25 protein-coding genes and 1 pseudogene are annotated in these 20,093 nt (G+C 38.5%); 15 read left to right on the top strand and 11 right to left on the bottom strand.

The genetic code is table 11. The features are described from left to right. The first annotated feature begins 75 nt into the window (after window positions 1–75). Both QZU83_RS08220 and QZU83_RS08215 read left to right on the top strand, forming a co-directional pair. The gene (locus tag QZU83_RS08220) at window positions 76–594 is read left to right on the top strand and encodes a nitroreductase family protein (protein ID WP_295611192.1); all 519 of its coding nucleotides are present in this window, start codon (window positions 76–78) and stop codon (window positions 592–594) included. A gap of 74 nt (window positions 595–668) precedes the next feature. Further along, a complete protein-coding gene (locus QZU83_RS08215; protein WP_295611190.1) occupies window positions 669–959 on the top strand; it encodes a hypothetical protein in 291 nt (96 codons plus the stop codon). Here the strand turns inward: QZU83_RS08215 and QZU83_RS08210 are convergent. Continuing rightward, window positions 956–1,501, bottom strand: coding sequence for a phosphatase PAP2 family protein (locus QZU83_RS08210; protein ID WP_295611187.1), 546 nt, complete (start codon window positions 1,499–1,501; stop codon window positions 956–958). The two genes, QZU83_RS08215 and QZU83_RS08210, sit on opposite strands and share 4 nt — an antisense overlap. 92 nt (window positions 1,502–1,593) lie before the next feature. Between QZU83_RS08210 and mtrA the strand changes: the two are divergent. The 5 genes and pseudogenes from mtrA to QZU83_RS08185 form a co-directional block, all read left to right on the top strand. Further along, window positions 1,594–2,106, top strand: a pseudogene (gene mtrA / locus QZU83_RS08205) (tetrahydromethanopterin S-methyltransferase subunit A); the annotation flags it as partial. Window positions 2,107–2,632: 526 nt separating this feature from the next. Then, window positions 2,633–2,866 (top strand): hypothetical protein, encoded by a 234-nt coding sequence (locus QZU83_RS08200; RefSeq protein ID WP_295611183.1) that lies wholly within the window; start codon window positions 2,633–2,635, stop codon window positions 2,864–2,866. Window positions 2,867–2,873: 7 nt separating this feature from the next. Next, window positions 2,874–3,263: a hypothetical protein gene (locus tag QZU83_RS08195; protein WP_295611182.1), complete on the top strand. Its 390-nt coding sequence runs from the start codon at window positions 2,874–2,876 to the stop codon at window positions 3,261–3,263. Window positions 3,264–3,307: 44 nt separating this feature from the next. Beyond that, complete coding sequence (locus QZU83_RS08190) at window positions 3,308–3,877, top strand: restriction endonuclease subunit S (RefSeq protein WP_295611180.1); 570 nt, start codon at window positions 3,308–3,310, stop codon at window positions 3,875–3,877. Further along, complete coding sequence (locus QZU83_RS08185; protein WP_295611177.1) at window positions 3,877–5,565, top strand: N-6 DNA methylase; 1,689 nt, start codon at window positions 3,877–3,879, stop codon at window positions 5,563–5,565. Before QZU83_RS08190 ends, QZU83_RS08185 begins: the two co-directional genes overlap by 1 nt. On the opposite strand, the gene QZU83_RS08180 is transcribed toward QZU83_RS08185, so the two are convergent. The 9 genes from QZU83_RS08180 to QZU83_RS08140 form a co-directional block, all read right to left on the bottom strand. Then, entirely contained in the window at window positions 5,562–6,497 is a 936-nt protein-coding gene (locus QZU83_RS08180) for an ARPP-1 family domain-containing protein (protein ID WP_295611175.1), read from the bottom strand. The two genes, QZU83_RS08185 and QZU83_RS08180, sit on opposite strands and share 4 nt — an antisense overlap. Window position 6,498: 1 nt before the next feature. After that, on the bottom strand, window positions 6,499–6,894 hold the full coding sequence (locus QZU83_RS08175) for an HIRAN domain-containing protein (RefSeq protein WP_295611172.1): 396 nt from the start codon (window positions 6,892–6,894) through the stop codon (window positions 6,499–6,501). 38 nt (window positions 6,895–6,932) lie between these two features. After that, window positions 6,933–8,873, bottom strand: a complete 1,941-nt coding sequence (locus QZU83_RS08170; RefSeq protein ID WP_295611169.1) for a cation:proton antiporter — start codon at window positions 8,871–8,873, stop codon at window positions 6,933–6,935. Window positions 8,874–9,132: 259 nt separating this feature from the next. After that, window positions 9,133–9,744: an orotate phosphoribosyltransferase-like protein gene (locus tag QZU83_RS08165; protein WP_295611168.1), complete on the bottom strand. Its 612-nt coding sequence runs from the start codon at window positions 9,742–9,744 to the stop codon at window positions 9,133–9,135. Window positions 9,745–9,753: 9 nt separating this feature from the next. Continuing rightward, window positions 9,754–10,710 carry a Gfo/Idh/MocA family protein gene (locus QZU83_RS08160; RefSeq protein WP_295611165.1) on the bottom strand — a complete coding sequence of 319 codons (957 nt, stop codon included), beginning with the start codon at window positions 10,708–10,710 and terminating at the stop codon, window positions 9,754–9,756. A 14-nt stretch (window positions 10,711–10,724) separates the two neighbouring features. Next, window positions 10,725–11,594 (bottom strand): hydroxymethylbilane synthase, encoded by an 870-nt coding sequence (hemC, locus tag QZU83_RS08155; RefSeq protein WP_295611164.1) that lies wholly within the window; start codon window positions 11,592–11,594, stop codon window positions 10,725–10,727. 143 nt (window positions 11,595–11,737) lie between these two features. After that, a complete protein-coding gene (gene cfbE, locus QZU83_RS08150) occupies window positions 11,738–13,159 on the bottom strand; it encodes a coenzyme F430 synthase (RefSeq protein WP_295611161.1) in 1,422 nt (473 codons plus the stop codon). Further along, window positions 13,152–15,011, bottom strand: coding sequence for a bifunctional NADP phosphatase/NAD kinase (locus tag QZU83_RS08145; RefSeq protein WP_295611158.1), 1,860 nt, complete (start codon window positions 15,009–15,011; stop codon window positions 13,152–13,154). Before QZU83_RS08145 ends, cfbE begins: the two co-directional genes overlap by 8 nt. A 68-nt stretch (window positions 15,012–15,079) precedes the next feature. Then, the gene (locus tag QZU83_RS08140) at window positions 15,080–15,529 is read right to left on the bottom strand and encodes a pyruvoyl-dependent arginine decarboxylase (RefSeq protein WP_295611155.1); all 450 of its coding nucleotides are present in this window, start codon (window positions 15,527–15,529) and stop codon (window positions 15,080–15,082) included. Window positions 15,530–15,593: 64 nt separating this feature from the next. On the opposite strand from QZU83_RS08140, the gene QZU83_RS08135 reads away from it, so the two are divergent. The 3 genes from QZU83_RS08135 (at window position 15,594) to speB (ending at window position 17,398) form a co-directional block, all read left to right on the top strand. Further along, window positions 15,594–15,944 (top strand): hypothetical protein, encoded by a 351-nt coding sequence (locus tag QZU83_RS08135; protein WP_295611153.1) that lies wholly within the window; start codon window positions 15,594–15,596, stop codon window positions 15,942–15,944. 152 nt (window positions 15,945–16,096) lie between these two features. Next, the gene (locus QZU83_RS08130) at window positions 16,097–16,495 is read left to right on the top strand and encodes a translation initiation factor IF-5A (protein WP_295611151.1); all 399 of its coding nucleotides are present in this window, start codon (window positions 16,097–16,099) and stop codon (window positions 16,493–16,495) included. Between the two features lie 36 nt (window positions 16,496–16,531). Further along, complete coding sequence (gene speB / locus QZU83_RS08125; protein WP_295611149.1) at window positions 16,532–17,398, top strand: agmatinase; 867 nt, start codon at window positions 16,532–16,534, stop codon at window positions 17,396–17,398. A gap of 44 nt (window positions 17,399–17,442) precedes the next feature. On the opposite strand, the gene QZU83_RS08120 is transcribed toward speB, so the two are convergent. After that, a complete protein-coding gene (locus tag QZU83_RS08120; RefSeq protein WP_295611147.1) occupies window positions 17,443–17,721 on the bottom strand; it encodes a winged helix-turn-helix domain-containing protein in 279 nt (92 codons plus the stop codon). Between the two features lie 115 nt (window positions 17,722–17,836). Here QZU83_RS08120 and QZU83_RS08115 point away from each other — a divergent pair, with 115 nt between their 5' ends. From QZU83_RS08115 to QZU83_RS08095, 5 genes are read left to right on the top strand one after another with little or no spacing between them, the layout of a single operon-like run. After that, window positions 17,837–18,328 carry a hypothetical protein gene (locus QZU83_RS08115; RefSeq protein ID WP_295611145.1) on the top strand — a complete coding sequence of 164 codons (492 nt, stop codon included), beginning with the start codon at window positions 17,837–17,839 and terminating at the stop codon, window positions 18,326–18,328. 7 nt (window positions 18,329–18,335) lie between these two features. Then, window positions 18,336–18,548, top strand: coding sequence for a hypothetical protein (locus tag QZU83_RS08110; protein ID WP_295611143.1), 213 nt, complete (start codon window positions 18,336–18,338; stop codon window positions 18,546–18,548). A gap of 10 nt (window positions 18,549–18,558) precedes the next feature. After that, window positions 18,559–18,819, top strand: a complete 261-nt coding sequence (locus QZU83_RS08105) for a hypothetical protein (RefSeq protein ID WP_295611140.1) — start codon at window positions 18,559–18,561, stop codon at window positions 18,817–18,819. 11 nt (window positions 18,820–18,830) lie between these two features. After that, window positions 18,831–19,055 carry a hypothetical protein gene (locus tag QZU83_RS08100; protein WP_295611139.1) on the top strand — a complete coding sequence of 75 codons (225 nt, stop codon included), beginning with the start codon at window positions 18,831–18,833 and terminating at the stop codon, window positions 19,053–19,055. A gap of 9 nt (window positions 19,056–19,064) precedes the next feature. Continuing rightward, complete coding sequence (locus QZU83_RS08095) at window positions 19,065–20,027, top strand: zinc-ribbon domain-containing protein (protein ID WP_295611137.1); 963 nt, start codon at window positions 19,065–19,067, stop codon at window positions 20,025–20,027. Window positions 20,028–20,093: the final 66 nt, after the last annotated feature.

Here is a 20,093-nt window from a genome sequence, read left to right as displayed (position 1 = left end):
AAGGGTTTATGAGGAAATCCTCAAACTGGACACATATTACTAATTTTTTTATATCTTGAAAGTCTAATTTTAACTATGGAATTCATGGACGTTTTACTCAAGAGAAGATCAACTAGAAAATTCAATTCAGAACCTATTACTAAAGATGAGCTTGACTACATTTTAAAGGCAGGTCTTTTGGCACCTTCAAGCATGAACAGAAAACCTATCAATTTTTTAGTCGTTGAAAGGCCGGAAACATTGGCAGAACTTGCTGAGGCCAAGGACCATGGTGCAGAACTTCTTAAGGATGCCGATAAAGCAATTGTCGTCATTGCGGATACAATGATTTCAGACACATGGTGTGAAGACTCATCAATAGCTCTCACATATCTCCATCTTGCGGCAACCGACCTTGGCATCGGCAGCTGCTGGGTTCAGATTCACATGAGAAAAAAGGATGGAGTCTATGCCGAAAGCGTTGTAAGAGACATTGTCAAAATTGATGAGCATTACAGAATTGCAGGAATCCTTGCGCTTGGCCATTCAGATGACATTCCGTCTCCTCACACTCCTGAAGACATTGACAAGACCAAGATTCACTTTCTCGTATAACCGCAAACACACTTGCAAAGTGACAAAATCTTTAAATATCTACCTGAATAGAATAACAATCAGGAGTTTTTAAAATGCACGTTAAAGATTTATTGGATTATTTGGACCTGAGGCTGAAATTGCCTCAGCACTGGTATTCAACAGACATCGGGGATGAATTTGAAGAGCCAACACTTGTTGAAAACGGGGAAATAATAAAAATAGAAGCCCAAAGCGGGGACAAGAAAAAGGTAATTGTCATTGATGTCAATGACGGAATGAGCGTCGTTACAGTTTTTCCGGACAAAAAGGTCATCGGAGTCAAATATCTTGAAAACAAGGACGATTTCGAATATATAGGAAAACCGTCAGACCTTTACTTTTAGCCTTTAAGTTTTAAAACAACCACACCACTCACTACACCAACAGCCGCACCTACAATAACATCAAAGGGATAGTGAACACCAACGTAAACCCTGGAAAACGCAATCAGAATGGCAAATGCCATCAAAAGGGTTATGATTATCTTTTTATCCCTCAGACACCAGACCAGAACGGTCACAACGCTGAATGATGATGAAGTGTGTCCTGACGGAAATGAATTCGGTTCTGTTGGAACAATCAGCTGACGGACATGTTCAAGCTGTATGAAAGGTCGTGGACTCTGGTATGCAAGCTTCAGGCAGCCTACAATAATTCCGGATAGGACCAGCGAATACAGGCACATCTTGGCAATGTTTAGATATTTTTCATTTTTAAGATAATACTTCAACACCAGAATTGCCAGTATGCATAACACAAGCAATGTCAGAAATCCTCCGCAATCGCACAGGATCGGCATAATTGCATCGAAAAAAGGATTTGCAAGGTCATTGTTAATAAAATAAAATAAATCAATGTTTAAACTCATCACTATTACTTTATTCATCTTGATTAAAATAGTTACCCTCATCAAGTGACAAAATATTTAAATAGATTTAAAATATATTTTTAAATACCAAATATTAGGAGGATTATATCATGGCTGATAAAAAAGCTCCTGCAGACGGCTGGCCAGTAATCAGTGGGGATTACATTGTCGGCGATCCTGAAAGTCCGGTTGCAGTTACAACCCTTGCTTCCCACATTGAAGCTGAACTTTCCGGTGCGGCCATTGCAGGACCATGCAAGACAGAGAACTTAGGTATTGAAAAGGTAGTTGCAAATATTATTTCAAATCCTAATATTAGATTTTTAATTTTGGCTGGCGCTGAAGTACAAGGCCACATTACAGGCCAAAGTATTCAGGCATTATACGACAATGGTGCAGACCCTGATAAAAAGAAAATCATCGGTGCTACCGGGGCTATTCCATTTGTTGAAAACGTTCCTCTCGATGGTATTGAAAGATTCCAGAATCAGCTTGAAATAGTTGATTTAATCGACACTGAAGATATTGGAGCAATCCAATCCAAAATCAACGAATGTGTTGAAAAGGATCCTGGTGCCGTTGAAGGAGAACCGATTGTCATGGAAGTCGATGAAGAAAACGAAAGAATGGTAATCGTATCTCCGAAAGAAAAAAAGGACAAAAAAGAAGCTGAAGAATAATATTTTCAGCTTTTTATTCTATTTTTTTAATGTTTCATAAAAACTGTCACTTGCTTTTTAGTTTTTTTCACACCTGCACGCCCTCATCATTATGCTTTTTCTTAAAATATGCAATAAAAAAGCAAAGGTTTATATATAACCTAAATGAAATTATTATTTACAGTAGTGATAGGTTGTTTTTTCCTAGAAAATTTAAAAAAAATCGAAAGTTTTATATACTATTAAAAACAACTTATTATTACAAAAATGCATTCACTCAAAAAATGCAGTTGTTTTTAGAAAGTTTATTTCTAAAAAAGATTGTCGAACGCCACCACAGAAGTGGAAAATTATAAAAAAATAGTAGGTGATAACTATGAACCATCATGAATCAATTAACTGGAGCGACAAAGTAAAAAGTCTCGACAAAACCATAAGGGACGAAATCGGTATCGAAGGCGAAAATGAGGCCAAGCATATCCTAATCAAGGTGCAGACAAAGGCCGCCGAACCTATCGAACCGGCATTCATTGTGGGGGAGGATGAAAAGTTCCTTGACCTGTTTGTGCTTTCACCGCAGGGGTCTGGCATCACATCCACCGCCGTACTTAAGGACAACATCCAGAGTGTCGGTGTGATTGGAGGAGTGTCTGCAGAGAAGGTTGACCCGTCTGAAGTTCCGGAAGCCCCGCTTTTGGATGATGTGGACGGTTTGTACCAATGAGGTTAAAATGAGACACCGCAGAAAACCCAAATTCAAAAGGGACAATGATTATTACAGGCGAGAACAGGAGCTGAACCGCAAGATTCGGGATTTCCAGAATAAGTATTATGGTCTCCAGCGTCCGTCAACACCCGCTCAATACAGAGAGATGGACATGTTAAGAAGGGAGATCAAATATCTTCTCTCCATTCAGGGATCTCAGGTTTGGCAAAAATCCTACAATCGCAAACACGCTTATTTCGACCAGCTCACCTTGTTCAAATCAATGTATATGATGTGGAAACGGGACACGGCATTCACATATATCGAGGAATACCATGACGTTCCACACCACATCTCAATGTGGGCTAGAGATATAGGTGCAAATCAGGTTTCAACGCCAGTGTTTGGAACCTAATCTTTTATATTTCAAAGTCATAAATATAAACCAAGAGGCATAACATGAACAAGGTAAAGTTAAATGATATAGCAGAAATCCAGACAGGCCTTTCATACAGAAGATATCTGGATGGAAACGGCCGGGAATTCAATGTCATAGTCCAAAGGTCAATCCAGAAGGATGGAATACTGAAGGACTTTGAGAAAATCAGATTAAGCCCCGAAAACATCAAACCACACCATCTTACCGAACCTGGGGACGTGCTGATGAAGATGCCGTATCCCTATGACGTTGTCGTTGTTCGTGTTAGCCAACCTGGGCTGGTGGTAAGTGACAGAATAGCTATCATTCGCCTAAACCATCACCATGACCCTTCTTTTATAGCTCACTTGCTCACCAATGCCCACATTAAAAAGCAGCTTTATGAACTTTCAAGCACTGAGAGAATTTCCCACGCTTCCCTGAGACAGATCAAGGAATTGGAACTGGTCCTGCCGGACTTGGAAACACAGAAAAAATACGGTATGCTTCTAGACACAATCAATGAAAAGCTGTATGCCGACCAGAAGGTTGTCGAATATGACAGGGACCTAAAAGAGGGAATTCTCAACAGGCTATGGGAGGAGTTGTGATGTATCGCCGAAAAATGCCAAACAACTATAAAGTATTAAGAAATATCCTTTCCAAGACACGACAAGTTGAGATATCTGAGGACATGTCATATGTCCTAATCTATGCATTTCTGTATAAATATGCATCAGATCTGCTTAAAAATCATTTTTTAAGTGTCATTGAAGATGACCCGATAACACTTGATGAGGCATACAAAAATGAAAACTACCGAAGACAGTTCAGGGCAGATGCATTCAACATGTTCGGATATTATATTCCTGAATCAGAACTGTTTTTTGATGAGATTATAAACGAAAAATACACCGAAAGCTTTTTTATTCACGAATTCATCACAGCATTTTCAAAAAACGTCGAGTTTCCGTCTGATTCTTCCTATAGGTCATATTTCAATTTCATATTCAACGCCCTCAAGAGAGGAATCAACATGAACAAGTTCGAGTTTGAAGGCGAAAATCATCTGATAGTCAAGGATTTGATTTTCACAATCTCAAAGCTCGATATCTTTGATAGGGAATTTCCTTTTGAAAAGGTGTTTGACAGGATATGTGATTCAAAGATTATTAGTGTCGAAAAGGACCCTGAATACATAAATTCACTGCTTGCAGGGATTGTGACTTCCCAAAAAACCCATCTGGAGGATATATACAATCCGTTTTTAAATGATGCGTCCTCCCTGATTGACCTCTCCCATAACTACAATGATGGGATAGTCCACGTTCATGCAAAAAGCTTTAACCCTATCAGCTACTGTGCGGGCATCGTCAAGTTTTTCATCAGTTTCTTTGATTTGGACAATGTATTTCTAAGCTATGGAAGTCCGCTTTCATCACATGATGTGCTTGACACGGAATTTGATGTCGTTGTATCAAGAATACCTCCAATAACACCAAGGCGTTTCAAAAGATTCAGCAAAGCTCAAAATGATGAAATAATCAAAAGAAAAAACATGGATAAGGTAAAAAGCGTTCTGAGTGAATCATTGGGCATTGATGAGGATGCATTTGAAAACGACCCCGAACTTAAAAACACTCTTGATAACCTTGCAGTCAAAATGGCCCGTGGCAAGAATCCTGCAGATGAGCTGACAGGCGAGTATGAAGTACTGAAAAACAGCGAGTACCTGTTTTTGATTAACCTCATACACAGCCTGAAGGATGACGGAATAATGGCGGTAAGTCTGTCCCAGGGATTTTTAAACAAGAATTCACTTGAGATTTTAAGAAAATACCTGACAGTCGAGAAAAACTATATTGATTGCATAATAAGCCTTCCGGATGGACTTTCAAGACCAAAAAGGTCTGAAGTCATTGTTGTATTTCGCAAAAACAAGACTTCTGATGACATAGTGTTCATTGACCTTTCAAGCAATTACAATACTGTGCCTATCAGGTATCCTGTTTCAGGCACATTTAATAATAATCTCCTGCTGACACGGGAAACCCAGGACAAGGTTCTATGCGCATACAACAAACGCAAAACCATTGACAAGTTCTCAAATGTGGTTCCCCTTAGGGATCTGGTCAAAAATGAGTTTAACCTCTCCACTTCAAGATATGTGGATACATTTGAAGGGGATTTTGTCCGTCTTGAGGATTTGAAAAACCAGAAGGAGAAAATAACAGCCAACATTAAAAAATTAAATAAAAAAATAGATATGATGATGGATGATCTGGGCATTGATTTCTAGAGACCTACTCTTGCACTGGTAGGATTGTCATCAACAGATTTTTTTGATGTTTCATCGGTACCTGTGAAAAATGAGCAGTGAATGAGCTCGTCATTGTGAGTGTAGACTGTTCCGATTCCATCTTCGCTTTTTATTTCAAAGCGCTTTTCAAGACCGACGTTTTTAGCTTCAACAAGCTCGCTTTCGATTGCATTTGCTATTGTGGCTTTTGCGGCATCCATATTGATTGTGAAAACATTATCGTTAATGTCAGCGTCAATCACATAGCTTTTAAGAATCTTTTCATGGTACTGTGAGTAGACGTCTGAGTTAATTAGAAGTTCAAATCCCTTTATTTCACCGTCAACTATTACGACAACGCCAGTCTGTCCTTTTTCTGTTTTAAATGCGCCGATGAATTCATCCAGATCAGCATTCAGATTTTCATAGCTTTCAGACATTGCCTGTGTAGGGGAGTGAAATCCACGGTCAGCTTCAAGTTCATCAATTGAATTCCAGACGGCACTCTGAACGCTTTTGGATGAACGGTTTGCACTTATTGATGCGCATCGTGTTCTTGATGTTGCCATGAAGTTGGAATTTTTAAATTCATGCTTGTATCCCCATCTTCCGTGCTCTGTACAGTTTACAGGTATTTTCATCTCGCTTTTGGGTGCAATCAGAATGGTTCCGTTGACAATCCTGTTCTGATCCCCTCCGATTATCTCCTCACCGTCAATTAAAAGCAGCGGTGTCACTGAGTGGTTTTTAACAACAAGTGTGTTCACTGTTGATTTTTCACATTCCTTTACATTAACGAGACCAAGCTCAAAACCCTTTTTAAGGGTTATCACGTCCATGTTATAATTAAGTGGTGTTTTCAGAGGTATTATTGCAATGTTCTTGTGGGCCTGCGCATCCAAAAACTCTATTTCTTCCATGCTAACTGTCATCTTATTCACCTTGGAAGTTTTCTTCAATGAGTTCAGGGTCAATTTTTCCCAGGCTGTCACTTAAAAAGTGTACATCGCTTTCAGGATTTTCAATTTCTTCAACGTATTCGTCAGAACTTAATATCTTGGCTATTGCTACTTGATTGGTTATGAATTTGATTTTTGCAAAGTATTCGTCGTTGATTTTATCATAAACCCGGCCGCCGCTCATACATCCTTTGACGACTGTGCTGGTGCTGTTTGCAACATATCCTATTTTTCCGAAATGTCTCATTTCACAGGCTATTGCCTCTGTATCGTATTTGTTGTCCGGTTCCTTTACCAGTTTGACAATTGCGTCAAGTTTGAGCGGTTTTGTTCCGTAAAATTTTTGAAGTGCAGTAATGGTTATGTACATTTATTATCACCTTGTGTATATATTGTTATCAAAAGTATTTAAATGTTTTCAAAAAACTTGTCAATGTTTTCCCTGTGTCCGATAAAGAGAATCAGATCGTCCTCAAGGAACTTGAAATCGGGTTTGACTTCGATGAATGTGTCCTCTCCACGAACGACTCCTGTAACCTTCAGGCTGTGCTCCTCAAACGGAAATTCGTCAAGGTGTGCATTTTCGCTGACGCGCAGGGAGTCGATTTCCAGATCGGTGTATTTGTAGTTGAGATATGATGCGATGTCCTCGGTTGTCACTGTCCTGAACGCATCGTAGTTGTCTGATCTCAGATCGTTTATCGCGTTGGTAATCTCGTCAACGTCCTTGTTGTAGTAGTCCAGAATACGTGTAAACATCATGATACTTGTTTCGAATTCCTTAGGAATAACCTCGTCCGCTCCAGCTTCAATTACCTCATCGATGTTTTTGAGATACTGTGTACGTACGATGATGTGAATGTCCGGATTTAGCCTTCTGGCCGCATCAATGGTCTTCAGTGTTTCATCAAATGTTGAAGCGGATATGACAATGCACTGCGCTGAAGTAATGTTGAGCTCTTTTAAAACGTTTTCGCTGGATGCTTTTCCGAAAATGATTGGAATTCCAAGTGCCTGCTGGTTTTCGACGATTATCGGATTGGTATCGACAATGAGATAAGGTATCTTAAACTCGCTGCATGCCTTTGCCATCTGTTTCCCGTTAAGCCCCATACCGACAAGTATGACATGGTCTTCAATGGTCTGCGCTTCCTCCAGCTCTTCAGGCAGGCTTTTAAGCTCGCTGTCAACTTTGAAATAATCGATTTTTGAAAATACCTTAACGATTTTCGGAGTAAGCTTTTCCAGAAACGGTGTTGAGGACATTGTAAAGATGCTCACGCCCAAAAAGATGGAGAAAAACCTGTCGGTCATGAGACCGTATTTCATACCTTCCTTTGCAAGGACAAAGGAGAATTCCCCAATCTGGCTTAAAAGAATTGCAATGCTTATGGAAACTTTTGACGGAAGTTTCAATGCAATTCCGGTAATTAAGGTTGCTGTAAAGTTAATTATCAGTATTGCCGCTGTCAGTGAAACAATCGGCACGATATTGTATAGGAACATATGGAGATTGACCATCAGGCCTATACTTATGAAAAACAGGCTCATGAACACGTCCTGAAACGGTTGTATGTATCCTAAGGTCTGATGTGAGTATTCTGTATTTGAAATCAGAAGGCCTGCTATGAAAGCGCCGAGCTCCGGACCGATTCCTATTAAACTGGTTGCAAATGTTGTTCCCATACAGATGAACAGTGTCAGAAGCATGAACAGGTCTCTGTTTTTAGTTCTGGCGGCATCCCTCAATGCAAGCGGTATGAACCATTTGGCTCCAATGAATATCAGCAGTATGAGGCCCACGACCTTGATTATGAGTGTAGGAACAGAATGGACTTCAAGAGGCTGGCCTCCCAGAATGGGAGTAATCAGTATGACAATAATGACAGCTATGTCCTGAAATATCAGAATACCGAGTGTAACCCTTCCCTGTGCGGAATGTGTGATGTGCCTTTTCTGCATTATCTTCATGACAATTGCTGTTGAGGAAAATGCAACAAGGAATCCGAAAAATATTGCGCTGTTGATGTTGAGGCCTATTGCCAGACCCAAAAGCGCTACCAGAACGGTTGTCAGGACTACCTGCAGTATTCCTCCAATCAGTGCATAATGCTTGATTGCCGAGAATTTTTCAGCTGAAAACTCAAGACCTATGATGAACAGCAGAAATATCACTCCAAGTTCTGAAAGGCTTGATATCAATGCCGTATTGTTGATTGTGTGGCCTATAACGATTCCCGCTGTAAACAGACCTATCATTGTCGGCAGCTTCAGCTTGTTGAAAATCATCAATACAATCACTGCTGTGATTAGAATTATTGCCATGTTTTGAAGTATTAAAATATCCATGATTTCATCTATATTCCTATTTTTCAATTATCATATTTGTTTTACATTAATAATTAAATTAATCGTTGGTGTGATTAAAATAATGGTTTTTCATCATATGTGTATTTTGGATTGTCACTGCTTTTAAATTTGGACAGTCTATTGACATGTCATTTTCCGGATAATTTCAATCCCGAAATATCGGTTCAGGTGAATGGTTCAAAATCAGTGATTTAAAGTATAACTTAAAAAAATATTAAAAAGAGAAAATAGTAGTAGATTATAATCTACTAACTTTAATTAAAGATTCAACAGGTACTCCTTCAATTTCTGAAAGACCTGCTTTATCAATTAAAACGGTGACGCAGGTAGGCTCTCCGCCCAAGTCCTTAACTGTGTGAATGACTTCCTTGACGGTTTTTCCACTGGTGATTACGTCGTCGACGATGATGACCTTTTTACCTTCAACGGTTCCGAAATTGGTACTGATTGTACCTTCGTCATGGATTTCTTCATTGTCCTTTCTTTGTTTGTTAGGGTGGAAAATTGCAAGTGAAGTGTCCATTCCAGTCATATCTTCTAAAAACTCAGTCATTACAGTAGCAAATGGAATGCCGCTGACTGCAATACCACAAACAACATCTGCTTCACCATGGGTTAAAGCTATATCGCTTAAGGCACCTGAAACGTAACTTAAACGTGTTGAGTTTCCACCAATGCTTTTCCAGTTGATTGCAAAGTCAACAGGTGCATCAACCTTGACCTCTTCAGTCTTTTGGAGAACCAGCCATCTTGCTGTGTCCATACTTACATTAAGTTCATCGGCAATTTCGCCTGTGGTAAATCCGTGTTGTCTAAGTTCCTGAGCTTTTTGGATTAATTTTTCTTTCACAATATCACCTTATACAAGTTCATCAAAACTAATTGGTTTATGTTCTTTGGAAGATCTGTTAGCAGCAATAACCATCTTAAGAGCTTTGAGTCCATCTTCGCCTGTAATTTCAGGTTCCAAACCATTAACGACTGAATTCAGGAATGATTTCAATTCTCCCTTAAGTGGTTCTTCATGTTTGATTTCAATGTCCTGTGCAAACTTACCGAACACTTCAATGCTTTGTTTTATGTAGTCTACAGATATTATTCCTGCAGTACCGGTAAGTTCCAGCTCTCTGCGTTTATATGGGGTAAGCCAGTTTACTTCGATAATTCCGGTTGATTCATTGTCGAAGTTCACCATGATTTCTGCATGGTCCTCAAATTCGGAGTCATCGAAACTGCAGTTCATTGAACCGTAAACCTGAGTAACTTCCTCTTCAAATAAGTAATTCATAATGTCTAAATCGTGAATAGCTAAGTCTATTGATACACCAACGTCTTTTATCCTTGGTGGGAGTGGTCCTACTCTTTTTGCAAAAGCAGACACTACATCTCCTATTACTCCATCATCAATAAGTTCTTTAGCCTTTTGAACTGCGGGATTAAACCTTTCAACATGTCCTGTTGCAAGCATTACTCCTGCCTCTTTTGCAGCAGCAATCATTTCTTCCGCTTCTTTTAAAGTAAATGCGATTGGTTTTTCGACAAGTACGTGTTTTTTAGCCTTGATGGCTTCCATTACCACTGCATGGTGGAAAGTGGTTGGAACACAAACACTTACAGCTTCAATATCGGGATTTTCGAGTAGTTCGCTGTATTCAGTGTAACCTTTTGCACCGTATTTCTTCTCTATTTTCTTAAGAGCTCTTTCACTGACGTCAGAAACTGCAATCAAGTTAGCTTCTTCCATTTTATGGTAAACACGGACATGGTTTTCACCCATAGCTCCTACTCCAATAACTCCTACGTTTACAGTTTTCAATTCAATTCCTCCGTTTAAATATAATCCGCAAAAAGTCTTCCTATGCGCCCGCCAAGTTCAAGTGCATTCTTAACAGATCCTTTTTCCGAATGTTGTTTAAGGATTTCTCCTTCTTTAGTCAATAATATTGAATAAACATTAAGTTCCTTATCTTTCATGCGGGCAATAGAACCGATTGGCCATTGGCAGCCAACACCGAGTTCCTCAAGCACTTTTTTCTCTGCAAGTACTTCCTGCATTGAAAAATAATTATTTAACTTAGCAATAGTCCCCTTTTTATCGTAATCTTTCCTGGTGATGATAGCCAGCGCTCCCTGTCCTGCCGGAGGTGTGATGTAATCCAGCGGAAATACGGTTTTTATGTATTTGCTGAGATTCAGTCTTTTGATTCCTGCTTCGGCCATTATGGTTGCATCAAGCTCATCGCTTAAAGCTTTCCTGATTCTGGTTTCGATATTTCCTCTGATTGGTTTGAGGTCGAATTCCTTTTCATAGTGGTTGCAGAAAGCTTCTCTTCTGAGGCTGCTGGTTCCAAGTCTGGAGCCGGGGCCCAGTTCGTCCCAGGTCTTGTTGGATATGAGGACTTCATTTGGAGATTCTCGTTTCGGAACTGCAACGATTTCCAAATCTTCATCAAGTTCAGTTGGCAAATCCTTAAAACTGTGTACTGTAAAATCAACTTCCTCCTCCAAAAGTGCAATATCCAGTTCCTTGGTGAAAAGGCCTTTTGAATCCATATTGTACAGCTGTGAGGTTGTGATTTTATCTCCTTTTGTTTTAATTATTTCCACATCGATTTTCTCGCCAATTATTTTAGATAAGTCGCTGCAAACCTGATTTGTTTGAGCAAGGGCTAATTGGCTTCCGCGAGTTCCTACAATCATTATTTAAATCTCCGAATTTTTCTTTCTAGAAAAATTAATTTTTACTAGAATATAAGTTTTAACTTATAACTAGTCCTACATTGTTATTTTTTATAGGTTTTAATAATTAAATGTTTCAATTTTTTTGCTAAAAACAGTCGGAATTATCTCTGTGAAACCTTTTGGTAATCTGACCTGTATATGAAAAGAAGGTTCTTTTCGTTTTCAGTGGCCAGACTATAAATTTCATCAATGTTTTCGATAAATTCGGTTTTTCGGGACATCTTATCAGCTACTGAGAGTCCAACATCTCCGGTAAGGATGATGTCGCTTTCAATCGAGTCCAAATATTCTGCAACTTTATTTTCATCAATCTCTTCACAGGTTATTCCGTAATCTCCGCCGATTGCAACATACCAACCGCTCAAATCGTTTATCATGTTGATGGACTGTTTGATGGCATCGGTATTTATTCCAGGATTTATCTCTTCGATTATGGTCGAATTGCCATTACTTCTTTTTGTGGTTCTTCCAGTAATTCCTTTATAATTGACCAATCCCTCAACGATTTTCTCTTCATTTATTTTTAAGGTAAGGCATGTTAAAATAACTCCCAAAACATTTTTGACATGGTGACGTCCCGGTGCAAATGTTTCAACGGTTAATTCGCCTTTTAAAATCTCATCGCCTGTTGTCTTAACGTTATTGTATGAGACGGTAATTTCAGTTTTATCGAGGGAGTAGGTGGCGGTCTTGACATAAAGGTTGGCGGTTTCATCATCCAGGCTGAATGTGTTGACCTTCGGGTGTGAAACGTCAGAGTAGTATTCATCAAAGCTTTCCTTTTCACAGACTACTGTTTTGCATCTGAACACCTGATTTTTGGCTTCGGCTGCTGTGAGTCTTCCCTTGGCTATCGGGTAGTTTTCGGAAATGTTTGTCAAAAGCCCAACATCACCGATGCCGCTTGCACCAAGTGATGATTCAAAAATAGCTGAGTTGTATTTTCTCAGATTTTCGCTTTCCACAATGCCGTCGGCAATCTTGCAGATTGGATTTGCAATTTTATATGCCAGATCGATTGTTTCCTTGATGTTGGCAGGTGCAATCGAGATGTCCTTTTTGAGGATTATCTCATTCCCGTTTTCATATAACAGCGCCCCCAGACTTGACAGCAGCAATGGATTTTCATCGATGAATATTTCCTTAAGCATAAATACGCAGCTGGTCTTGCCCTTGACTCCAGTCACTTCGATTTTGTCAATGTCGCTTCCCCAGTCTTCAAGAAGTTCTTTGATGATTTCATGATGTGTTGAAAATGAGTAATTCAAATTTGGATTGTTTTCGATAATCTCATTTTGTGATAATGGAAGGTGAACAGGATGGATGACTCTCATATCTCCTCTGTAGGTTTCAAGTTCACCCAAATCATCAATCAGCCAGATATCGTATATCTCAAGCATCTTCCTGTCAATGACATTCAATGTATTGTATATGTCATATGCCAGAACGTTTCTTCCCTTTTTGGCAAGGCTGATGGCGATTTTAACGCCTCCATGGGTCATGTCAATGACAAGATTATTCATTTTTGCACCTGTTGGAGTCGCTGATTCCGCCTTCGCTTAAATTGTCTTTAACCTTTTTGTAGAAGTATTTTGTTGATGTTCTGATGAAGTATACGTCTTTGTCTGATTTCTTAAATTTGATTTCCTCTTCGTAGTCTGCCTCTTCGTTGCGCTGACCGTCCATAACGAACACTGCACTTTTACCCTTTTTAAGCAGTTTCACTGTAATTTCACTGTTGTCGGATACGACAAACGGCCTTGCTCCAAGCTTATAAGGACAAATTGGGATGATGATGAATCCTTCCACTTTAGGATCCATGATCGGGCCTCCTGCAGACATCGCATATGCTGTTGAACCACTCGGAGTTGATACAATCAGTCCGTCAGCCCTTACTTCATCAATGATTTCTCCGTCTACCTTGATTTCGAAATGCAGCATTTTTGCAGGCTTGTTTGTCATTATGACAACTTCATTGATTGCGGAATAGTGGTTGTTCTCGTGGGATACAACGAGCCTTGACCTTTTTTCCTTGTAGTAGTCTCCCCTCAGGATTTCATCAAGGGCCGTAAAGGTATCCTGGATTTCGGTATCGGTTAAAAATCCCACTGTTCCCATGTTGATTCCGAATATCGGAATTTCCGGTTTCATCTTTGCCTGTGCCCTCAGGAGTGTTCCGTCACCTCCAAGAATCACTGCCATATCACAGTCAAGGTCAAATGTGTTTCTTGAAATCTTTTCATAGTCTATGTTGAAGTCGATGTCTTCAAGATGGTTTGCCATTTGGGGATATTTCTGTTTGGTTTTTCGGATGATATCTTCAAGATTTGGATTTTCTTTCAGTTCAATAATCTTGTTGGCCAGTCTTTTTTCGATTTGGACCTCTATTCCGTTAGTCAAAAGATAATCGGCAATTTCTGCTGAAAACAGGATGCTTCTGTCCTGGTCGATACGGCCCACAATACCAACTTTTCCTATCACGTCGGTTTGGTTGTCATTTAAGATGTCTATCATCTGTTTGTGGAGTATCTTTGTATTTGCGGCAACAACGATTGTTTTTTCATAGATGCTTAGGGTACTGTTCAGTTTTTCGCCGTATTTGTCGGTGATTATTCCTCCGGCTTCCTCAAGAATCAGTTTGGCAGCTGCAATGTCGATTATTCTGCTTCCCCTCAAATCCAGGAATGCATCATATTTTCCGCTTGCGACATATGAAAGCTCCAGGACAACGCTGCCCATTACCCTCATTCTTCTTGCATTGTCGACGAGTTTGGATGCCTGTGATGTTCCGCTTTTTGTATATCCTCCTAATGTCAGGCGGCTGAAGCTGACTACATCACTTGGATGCACTTTTTTATTGTTAAGCCAGCATCCTTTCCCCTTTTCGGCTTCAAAGAAGTTACCGTTGGCCAGGTTGGATATAAATGCGAGTTCCACATCATTCAGTGTCGCAACCCTTCCGTCTGGAACGCTGGCAACTGCTATTGATATTGCAAATGCAGGAATTTCCTTGATTGCATTGCTGGTTCCGTCAATAGGGTCAACCAGAAATATGAAATGTGGCTTTTCATCTTCATCGAGATCGTCACGTCTGAGTTCCTGAGTAAGTGAAATGGCTCTTTTTGTACCTTTTCCCAGTCTAAGCTCACCTATTTCTTCACTGACAATGTATGAGTATACGGGTGCTTCCTTGAGTGTGTGAACCACTATATCTTCAGATATTACATCAATTAAAGATGTTGGAGTTCCATCAGCACCTATTTTGACTTTTTCACCCGCTTCAGGGGTTCCAATATAAGGCCTTATTGCTCTGCTTACTTCTTTAATGATTTCATAGGCAATATCAGTTGCTATTTTCTTGTCCTGAGCATCCATTTTTCCACCTCATTTTTTAGTAGGATATATTATTGTTGGTTATATTTAAGTAAACTAAAGTTTTCTGTTTATTCATCGTTAATGTAGACGACGCTGGATATTACCGAAGCGGTTTTCCTGACGGTTGCTGTTGATGTTTCGACAATCAGATTTTTTATTTCCTCGCCACGCCTGTCCATCATGTAGGTTACCATTTCCTTTGCTTCGCCAATTATTTCATCGGGGTTTTTGCCCCTGCCTGTTGTTTCGACTACGCAGCCAAGTTTCTCTCCAATTGCCACGGCCACTGTTGCAGTTATCTCTTCGCCGGGAACATCGGAGGTAACTTCTGCAAGAACGCAGTTTATCATCGCTCCTGGGCTGAGTTCAGGCAGTTCCACTATTTCGGCATTGCCTGCAAGCATGCTTGATACCTTTATCAGGTTCACGTCCCCTATTCCGGCATCACTTAGGGCATTGTCAAATGCATTCAGTTTTGTCGGACCTTCATCATTTCCACTTACGATAGCTATTTTCATATGTTAATATTTGTGTTAAACATATTTAAATAATGAATTATATAATTAGATTTAGGTGTACCTAATGATTTTTAACAAGTATCTTTCAATCATAATATCAGCATGCCTGTTTCTGTTCCTGATGGCATTGACATCAATGGTAACTCTGTCGTTTTTCAAGGGTGGATCAATACCGTTCATTGGTCTGTTTTTTGTTGTAATCTTTTATTTTATTTCAAGGGCATTCTACGCTTACCTCAGAAACGATGATTTCTACAAAAACACCAAACAGCACTCATCAGACAAGCCGGGCGAAAAATACTGGATAAAAGGAGAAAGGGACAACAAAAAGATATTTATAATAGTCTGGATACTGGCAATTCTTGTGCTTTCAATCATTTCACTGTGGCTTTATTCTTATGTCCACACAATTTAATTAATTTCATTTCGATTATTTTTTTTTTAAAATTTTTTAATTTTAGCGAATAGTTTATATAAAATAGAATATATAGTTAATACTAATCTAATAATAATGCTTATTATAAGATTAAAAACCGGTTTTTAATTAAATTTATGGAGGAAAAATTAATGTCAACAAAAGTTGTAGAAATTAAAACATTAAAAGTTGGAAAATACATTGTTTTAGGAGGAGAAGCTTGTAAAATAGTCAGTTACTCTACTTCATCCCCAGGTAAACACGGAGCTGCAAAAGCAAGAATCGAAGCTATTGGTGTATTCGACGGCCAAAAAAGAAGCCTCGTAAAACCTGTAGACAGTAAAGTAGACACTCCTATCATCGACAAAAGATTAGGACAAGTTATTTCAATCCAAGGTGACATGGTTCAATTGATGGATATGGAAAACTACGACACCATCGACTTACCAATGCCTGAAGACTTAAAAGACTCAATCGTCGAAGGTATTGAAGTTGAATACATTGTCGCTTTAGGAAACATGAAAATAATGAGAACCAGAGGATCTAACTAGATTCCCTCTCTTATTTATTTTCCTTTTTAGATAATTATGCTTTTCAATACATATGAACCATGGAAATTTGCATTCTCATCTGAAAATGAGGATATAAAAGAAAATTCATTTGGAATAATCGGAGTTCCATTTGACAGCACTACTTCTTATCACTCCGGTGCACGTTCAGGACCAATTGTTGTGCGAGAAGCCTCATTCGGTTTTGAAAAATACAATACTGTTTTTAACAAAGAACTCAACACCACATTCTATGATTTCGGAGACGTCAATGTCGTTCCTGGAAACTGCCAAAAGACATGCGAAATCGTAAAGGACACAGTCAACGAGCTTTTGGACATGAATCTGAAGCCTTTGATAATAGGCGGTGAACACTCAGCATCAATAGGGGCCATGGAGGCACTTATAGAAAGACATGAGAAGTTAACCGTAATACACCTTGACGCCCACAGGGATCTTGCATTTGAATTCATAGGAGAGAAATACTCCCATGCAACAGTAATGAGAAGGGCTCATGAAATGGGTGTAAACCTTGTCCAGATAGGTATAAGGTCATCATCTCTCGACGAGGAGGAATTCGTGAAGTCCACATACAACATCCAAACATTCAAGAACAGGGACGTTCACAAGCATATGGATGCAATCGAGTATTTCCTGGCAAACATCGACGGACCGATGTACGTTTCAATAGACATGGATGTCATGAATCCTGCCATTGCGCCAAGCGTCGGAAATCCAACCCCTGGCGGATTGGAAACATACAGTATGGAAAACATCCTTAAAACACTATGCCGCAAAAACATTGTCGGCTTTGATGTGGTGGAAACCGCAACAGATAAATTGGGTGATGTTACAGCTGTTGTGGCCGCTAAAATCATCTATGACTTTTTAACATTGATAGACTGATTTCTTTTTTTAAACAAAAATTAGCATGATAAATGTAATATTGATTAATCGTTATACTCTTTTTCAACCTTGTCAAGGTAATATTTGCCTTTATCGGTGATGCTATAAAACCTATAACGTTTATCCTCTTCGTTCAGGCATTCCACCAGCTCGGCATCTTTTAAGGTTTTCAGGTATTTGGAAACATGATTGCTGTTGTCGTTAATGTCCTTGCCGATTTTTGTTGGAATTTTATCTTCATTTTCAAGAGATTTCAATACGCTGATTCTTTTTTTAGACCTTGTAAGTAAAGATATGATGCTCATGTCCTCTTTTCTATTCATGATTTTAGATATGGATTTTAGCTATATAGTAGATATCTATATGATATTAGCATGCTAATAGCAATATTTATATGTTGTGTATATGATAATTAATATTACAAAGAAGGTTTTGGCTATGAACAAAAAGGTTTTAGTAATAATCATAATTCTGGCTGTAATCTCATTAACTGCAATATTTGCCCTAAATTCATCAAATCAGGATTTTGACGGGTTGTTTACAATGGATGTTCCCTTGGGAAAACATTACAGCGATACGGCATACTGTCGTGCCAATGGTGGATTGGGCAGTAAATGCGAATACCTGGAAGATAACGCCGGCTGCGATATTGAAGAAGGAGACATTGTGGTTTATTACTATAACACTTCTCTTTTAACGGGAGGTGAATCAAACGCTCTTGAGCATGTGCTAAATGGACTTACAACATCCTATTTCTATCAGGCATCTAAAGAAGGCGATTTGATAATTCTCACAAATGATGAAGATATGAAAAAAATGCCTCCGTATTTGGCAGGCAAAAGTAGTGAAAATGGAGATGAGGTTGTTTTTGTTGGTGGACGAAGCCTTAATGATGTAAAGCACTATGCAAATACTATTGAATTTAAATGAGGTAATTATGGACATTGTAGATATATTTGAAAATTTGGGTTTGGGATTAGGCATTGTCATTGGCATAATCGTATTATTATTTGTCATTTTAATCTTAAGCGCAATTATTCCAGGATTATTTTTATATTTTGGGGGATTATTATTTCTTTTAATCAAAATAATTGTCATAATTGCTGTAATTTATTTTATAGGTAAATTTGTGAAGGATTTTATTAAATGAGGTGTTTAATATGTTAGTACGTAATTTGGACTTTTTATCAATACCAAAAGAGTTCTCAAAAGTTGAAGTAGACATTTATGATGGAAAATCAATAGCTTTAGTATATATTGGAGGAAAAGGTTATTCTTTAGTTTTAAAGCAAAATGATGTTATTGACTCCATCTTCTTATTGAAAACTGATATTCTTCCAATAAAATGCTTTTGGATAAAATTTATTCTGTTGCCGATATCAAAGAATACGAAAAACAACATCAAGAACATGTATTTTTAAGGTTAATGGACATGTTAAACGATGGTGAAGCAGTAGAAATCATCACAGAATCATCTAAAGTTTACACTGATATTGAAAAAGGATTCATGAAACTGGAGATAGACATCCTGGAAAATAAAATTAATTCATTAAACAGTTCTATTGCAGATGTTTCAAGCAATTTACAATCCACTGTAAATCAAATGGAAGAAAAAGATTGGGGAAATAGGATTAAAAAAACAATTAATCAGCAATAGGTGATGAAAATGGTAAAATGTAGTAATTGTGGAGCGGAGGTTGTCGAATCTGATTTTTGCTTTAACTGTGGTGAAAAGGTTGAAAAATTTGACGGCACATCAGATATCTGTCCAAAATGTGGAACCAAAAACAATAAAAACACAAATTTCTGTGTTGGATGTGGTCATAAATTGGCCAATGGTGCTTCAGTATCTTTCAAACAACAGGAATGGAATGCAAGACGTGATGAAGTCCTTGCAAGATATGACCGGCTTGCAGAAGAATTTGGAATTAAGGATGAGGATTATTTCTTGACAAGTGTTCGCCGATTCAATAAATTAGAACAGGGAACATCAAAGCACAGGACCCTTAATGCACTGTTTACAGACAGATATTTATTTGATTCAGCAGGAATCCCTTTTATGAATATTTCTAAAGCTTTTGGAAATGAAACAATGATTGATGGATTCTTCATGATAAAAGAAGATAAATTTGTCTTCATGGAGATTGATAACAGGGACTGGGAAAAGGTAAACGCCGGAATAAACAACTTTTATTTTGACAAAATTGTATCAATGAGAGTAACACTGGGTCTTGGAGACGAGAGCAGATATGAGGATATTACTAAAAGGGCTCCAACTTCAGCTCATGATATAAAAAGGGTTATTCAAAATGATATTCAATCTCTTAAAGCAACAAGATTCAAAGACCTGATTGCCAATAATGACAGTGCAGACATGTTTGACAGGCTACTTATAAAATTGGTCGACAATACTTTTTATGAAATTAGGCTTCCGAGCTATCAATTCGGTCAAAATCTAGTGGATTTATTTGAAAGTCTGAGAAATCAGCCACAAAAAGTTGTTATTGAAAATCAAAATTCTGAACCAACTAAAGCTCAACAATTAAAGGAATTCCAGGAACTGCTTGTAAGCGGTGCAATATCACAGGATGAATTTGACCAGCTAAAAAAAGATTTGTTATTTGGATAGGTGTTTAGATGGTTAAATGCAGTCGTTGTGGTGTTGAAATAGCTGATACATTTGATATTTGTCCAA

Source organism: uncultured Methanobrevibacter sp., from assembly GCF_902771435.1.
GTDB lineage: Archaea > Methanobacteriota > Methanobacteria > Methanobacteriales > Methanobacteriaceae > Methanocatella.
The sequence above is the reverse complement of the archived record's forward strand: the minus strand, read 5'-3'. Positions and strand labels throughout refer to the sequence as shown.

Coding starts and splice junctions, on each gene's coding strand:
- QZU83_RS08095 (WP_295611137.1), top strand. CDS start 19,065: ATGGTAAAATGTAGTAATTGTGGAGCGGAGGTTGTCGAATCTGATTTT.
- QZU83_RS08185 (WP_295611177.1), top strand. CDS start 3,877: ATGTATCGCCGAAAAATGCCAAACAACTATAAAGTATTAAGAAATATC.
- QZU83_RS08145 (WP_295611158.1), bottom strand. CDS start 15,011: ATGGATGCTCAGGACAAGAAAATAGCAACTGATATTGCCTATGAAATC.
- QZU83_RS08190 (WP_295611180.1), top strand. CDS start 3,308: ATGAACAAGGTAAAGTTAAATGATATAGCAGAAATCCAGACAGGCCTT.
- QZU83_RS08140 (WP_295611155.1), bottom strand. CDS start 15,529: ATGAAAATAGCTATCGTAAGTGGAAATGATGAAGGTCCGACAAAACTG.
- QZU83_RS08120 (WP_295611147.1), bottom strand. CDS start 17,721: ATGAATAGAAAAGAGGACATGAGCATCATATCTTTACTTACAAGGTCT.
- hemC (WP_295611164.1), bottom strand. CDS start 11,594: ATGATTGTAGGAACTCGCGGAAGCCAATTAGCCCTTGCTCAAACAAAT.
- QZU83_RS08110 (WP_295611143.1), top strand. CDS start 18,336: ATGGACATTGTAGATATATTTGAAAATTTGGGTTTGGGATTAGGCATT.
- QZU83_RS08175 (WP_295611172.1), bottom strand. CDS start 6,894: ATGTACATAACCATTACTGCACTTCAAAAATTTTACGGAACAAAACCG.
- QZU83_RS08130 (WP_295611151.1), top strand. CDS start 16,097: ATGTCAACAAAAGTTGTAGAAATTAAAACATTAAAAGTTGGAAAATAC.
- QZU83_RS08210 (WP_295611187.1), bottom strand. CDS start 1,501: ATGAATAAAGTAATAGTGATGAGTTTAAACATTGATTTATTTTATTTT.
- QZU83_RS08100 (WP_295611139.1), top strand. CDS start 18,831: ATGTTAAACGATGGTGAAGCAGTAGAAATCATCACAGAATCATCTAAA.
- QZU83_RS08180 (WP_295611175.1), bottom strand. CDS start 6,497: ATGACAGTTAGCATGGAAGAAATAGAGTTTTTGGATGCGCAGGCCCAC.
- QZU83_RS08215 (WP_295611190.1), top strand. CDS start 669: ATGCACGTTAAAGATTTATTGGATTATTTGGACCTGAGGCTGAAATTG.
- speB (WP_295611149.1), top strand. CDS start 16,532: ATGCTTTTCAATACATATGAACCATGGAAATTTGCATTCTCATCTGAA.
- QZU83_RS08135 (WP_295611153.1), top strand. CDS start 15,594: ATGATTTTTAACAAGTATCTTTCAATCATAATATCAGCATGCCTGTTT.
- cfbE (WP_295611161.1), bottom strand. CDS start 13,159: ATGAATAATCTTGTCATTGACATGACCCATGGAGGCGTTAAAATCGCC.
- QZU83_RS08170 (WP_295611169.1), bottom strand. CDS start 8,873: ATGGATATTTTAATACTTCAAAACATGGCAATAATTCTAATCACAGCA.
- QZU83_RS08115 (WP_295611145.1), top strand. CDS start 17,837: ATGAACAAAAAGGTTTTAGTAATAATCATAATTCTGGCTGTAATCTCA.
- QZU83_RS08220 (WP_295611192.1), top strand. CDS start 76: ATGGAATTCATGGACGTTTTACTCAAGAGAAGATCAACTAGAAAATTC.
- QZU83_RS08105 (WP_295611140.1), top strand. CDS start 18,559: ATGTTAGTACGTAATTTGGACTTTTTATCAATACCAAAAGAGTTCTCA.
- QZU83_RS08195 (WP_295611182.1), top strand. CDS start 2,874: ATGAGACACCGCAGAAAACCCAAATTCAAAAGGGACAATGATTATTAC.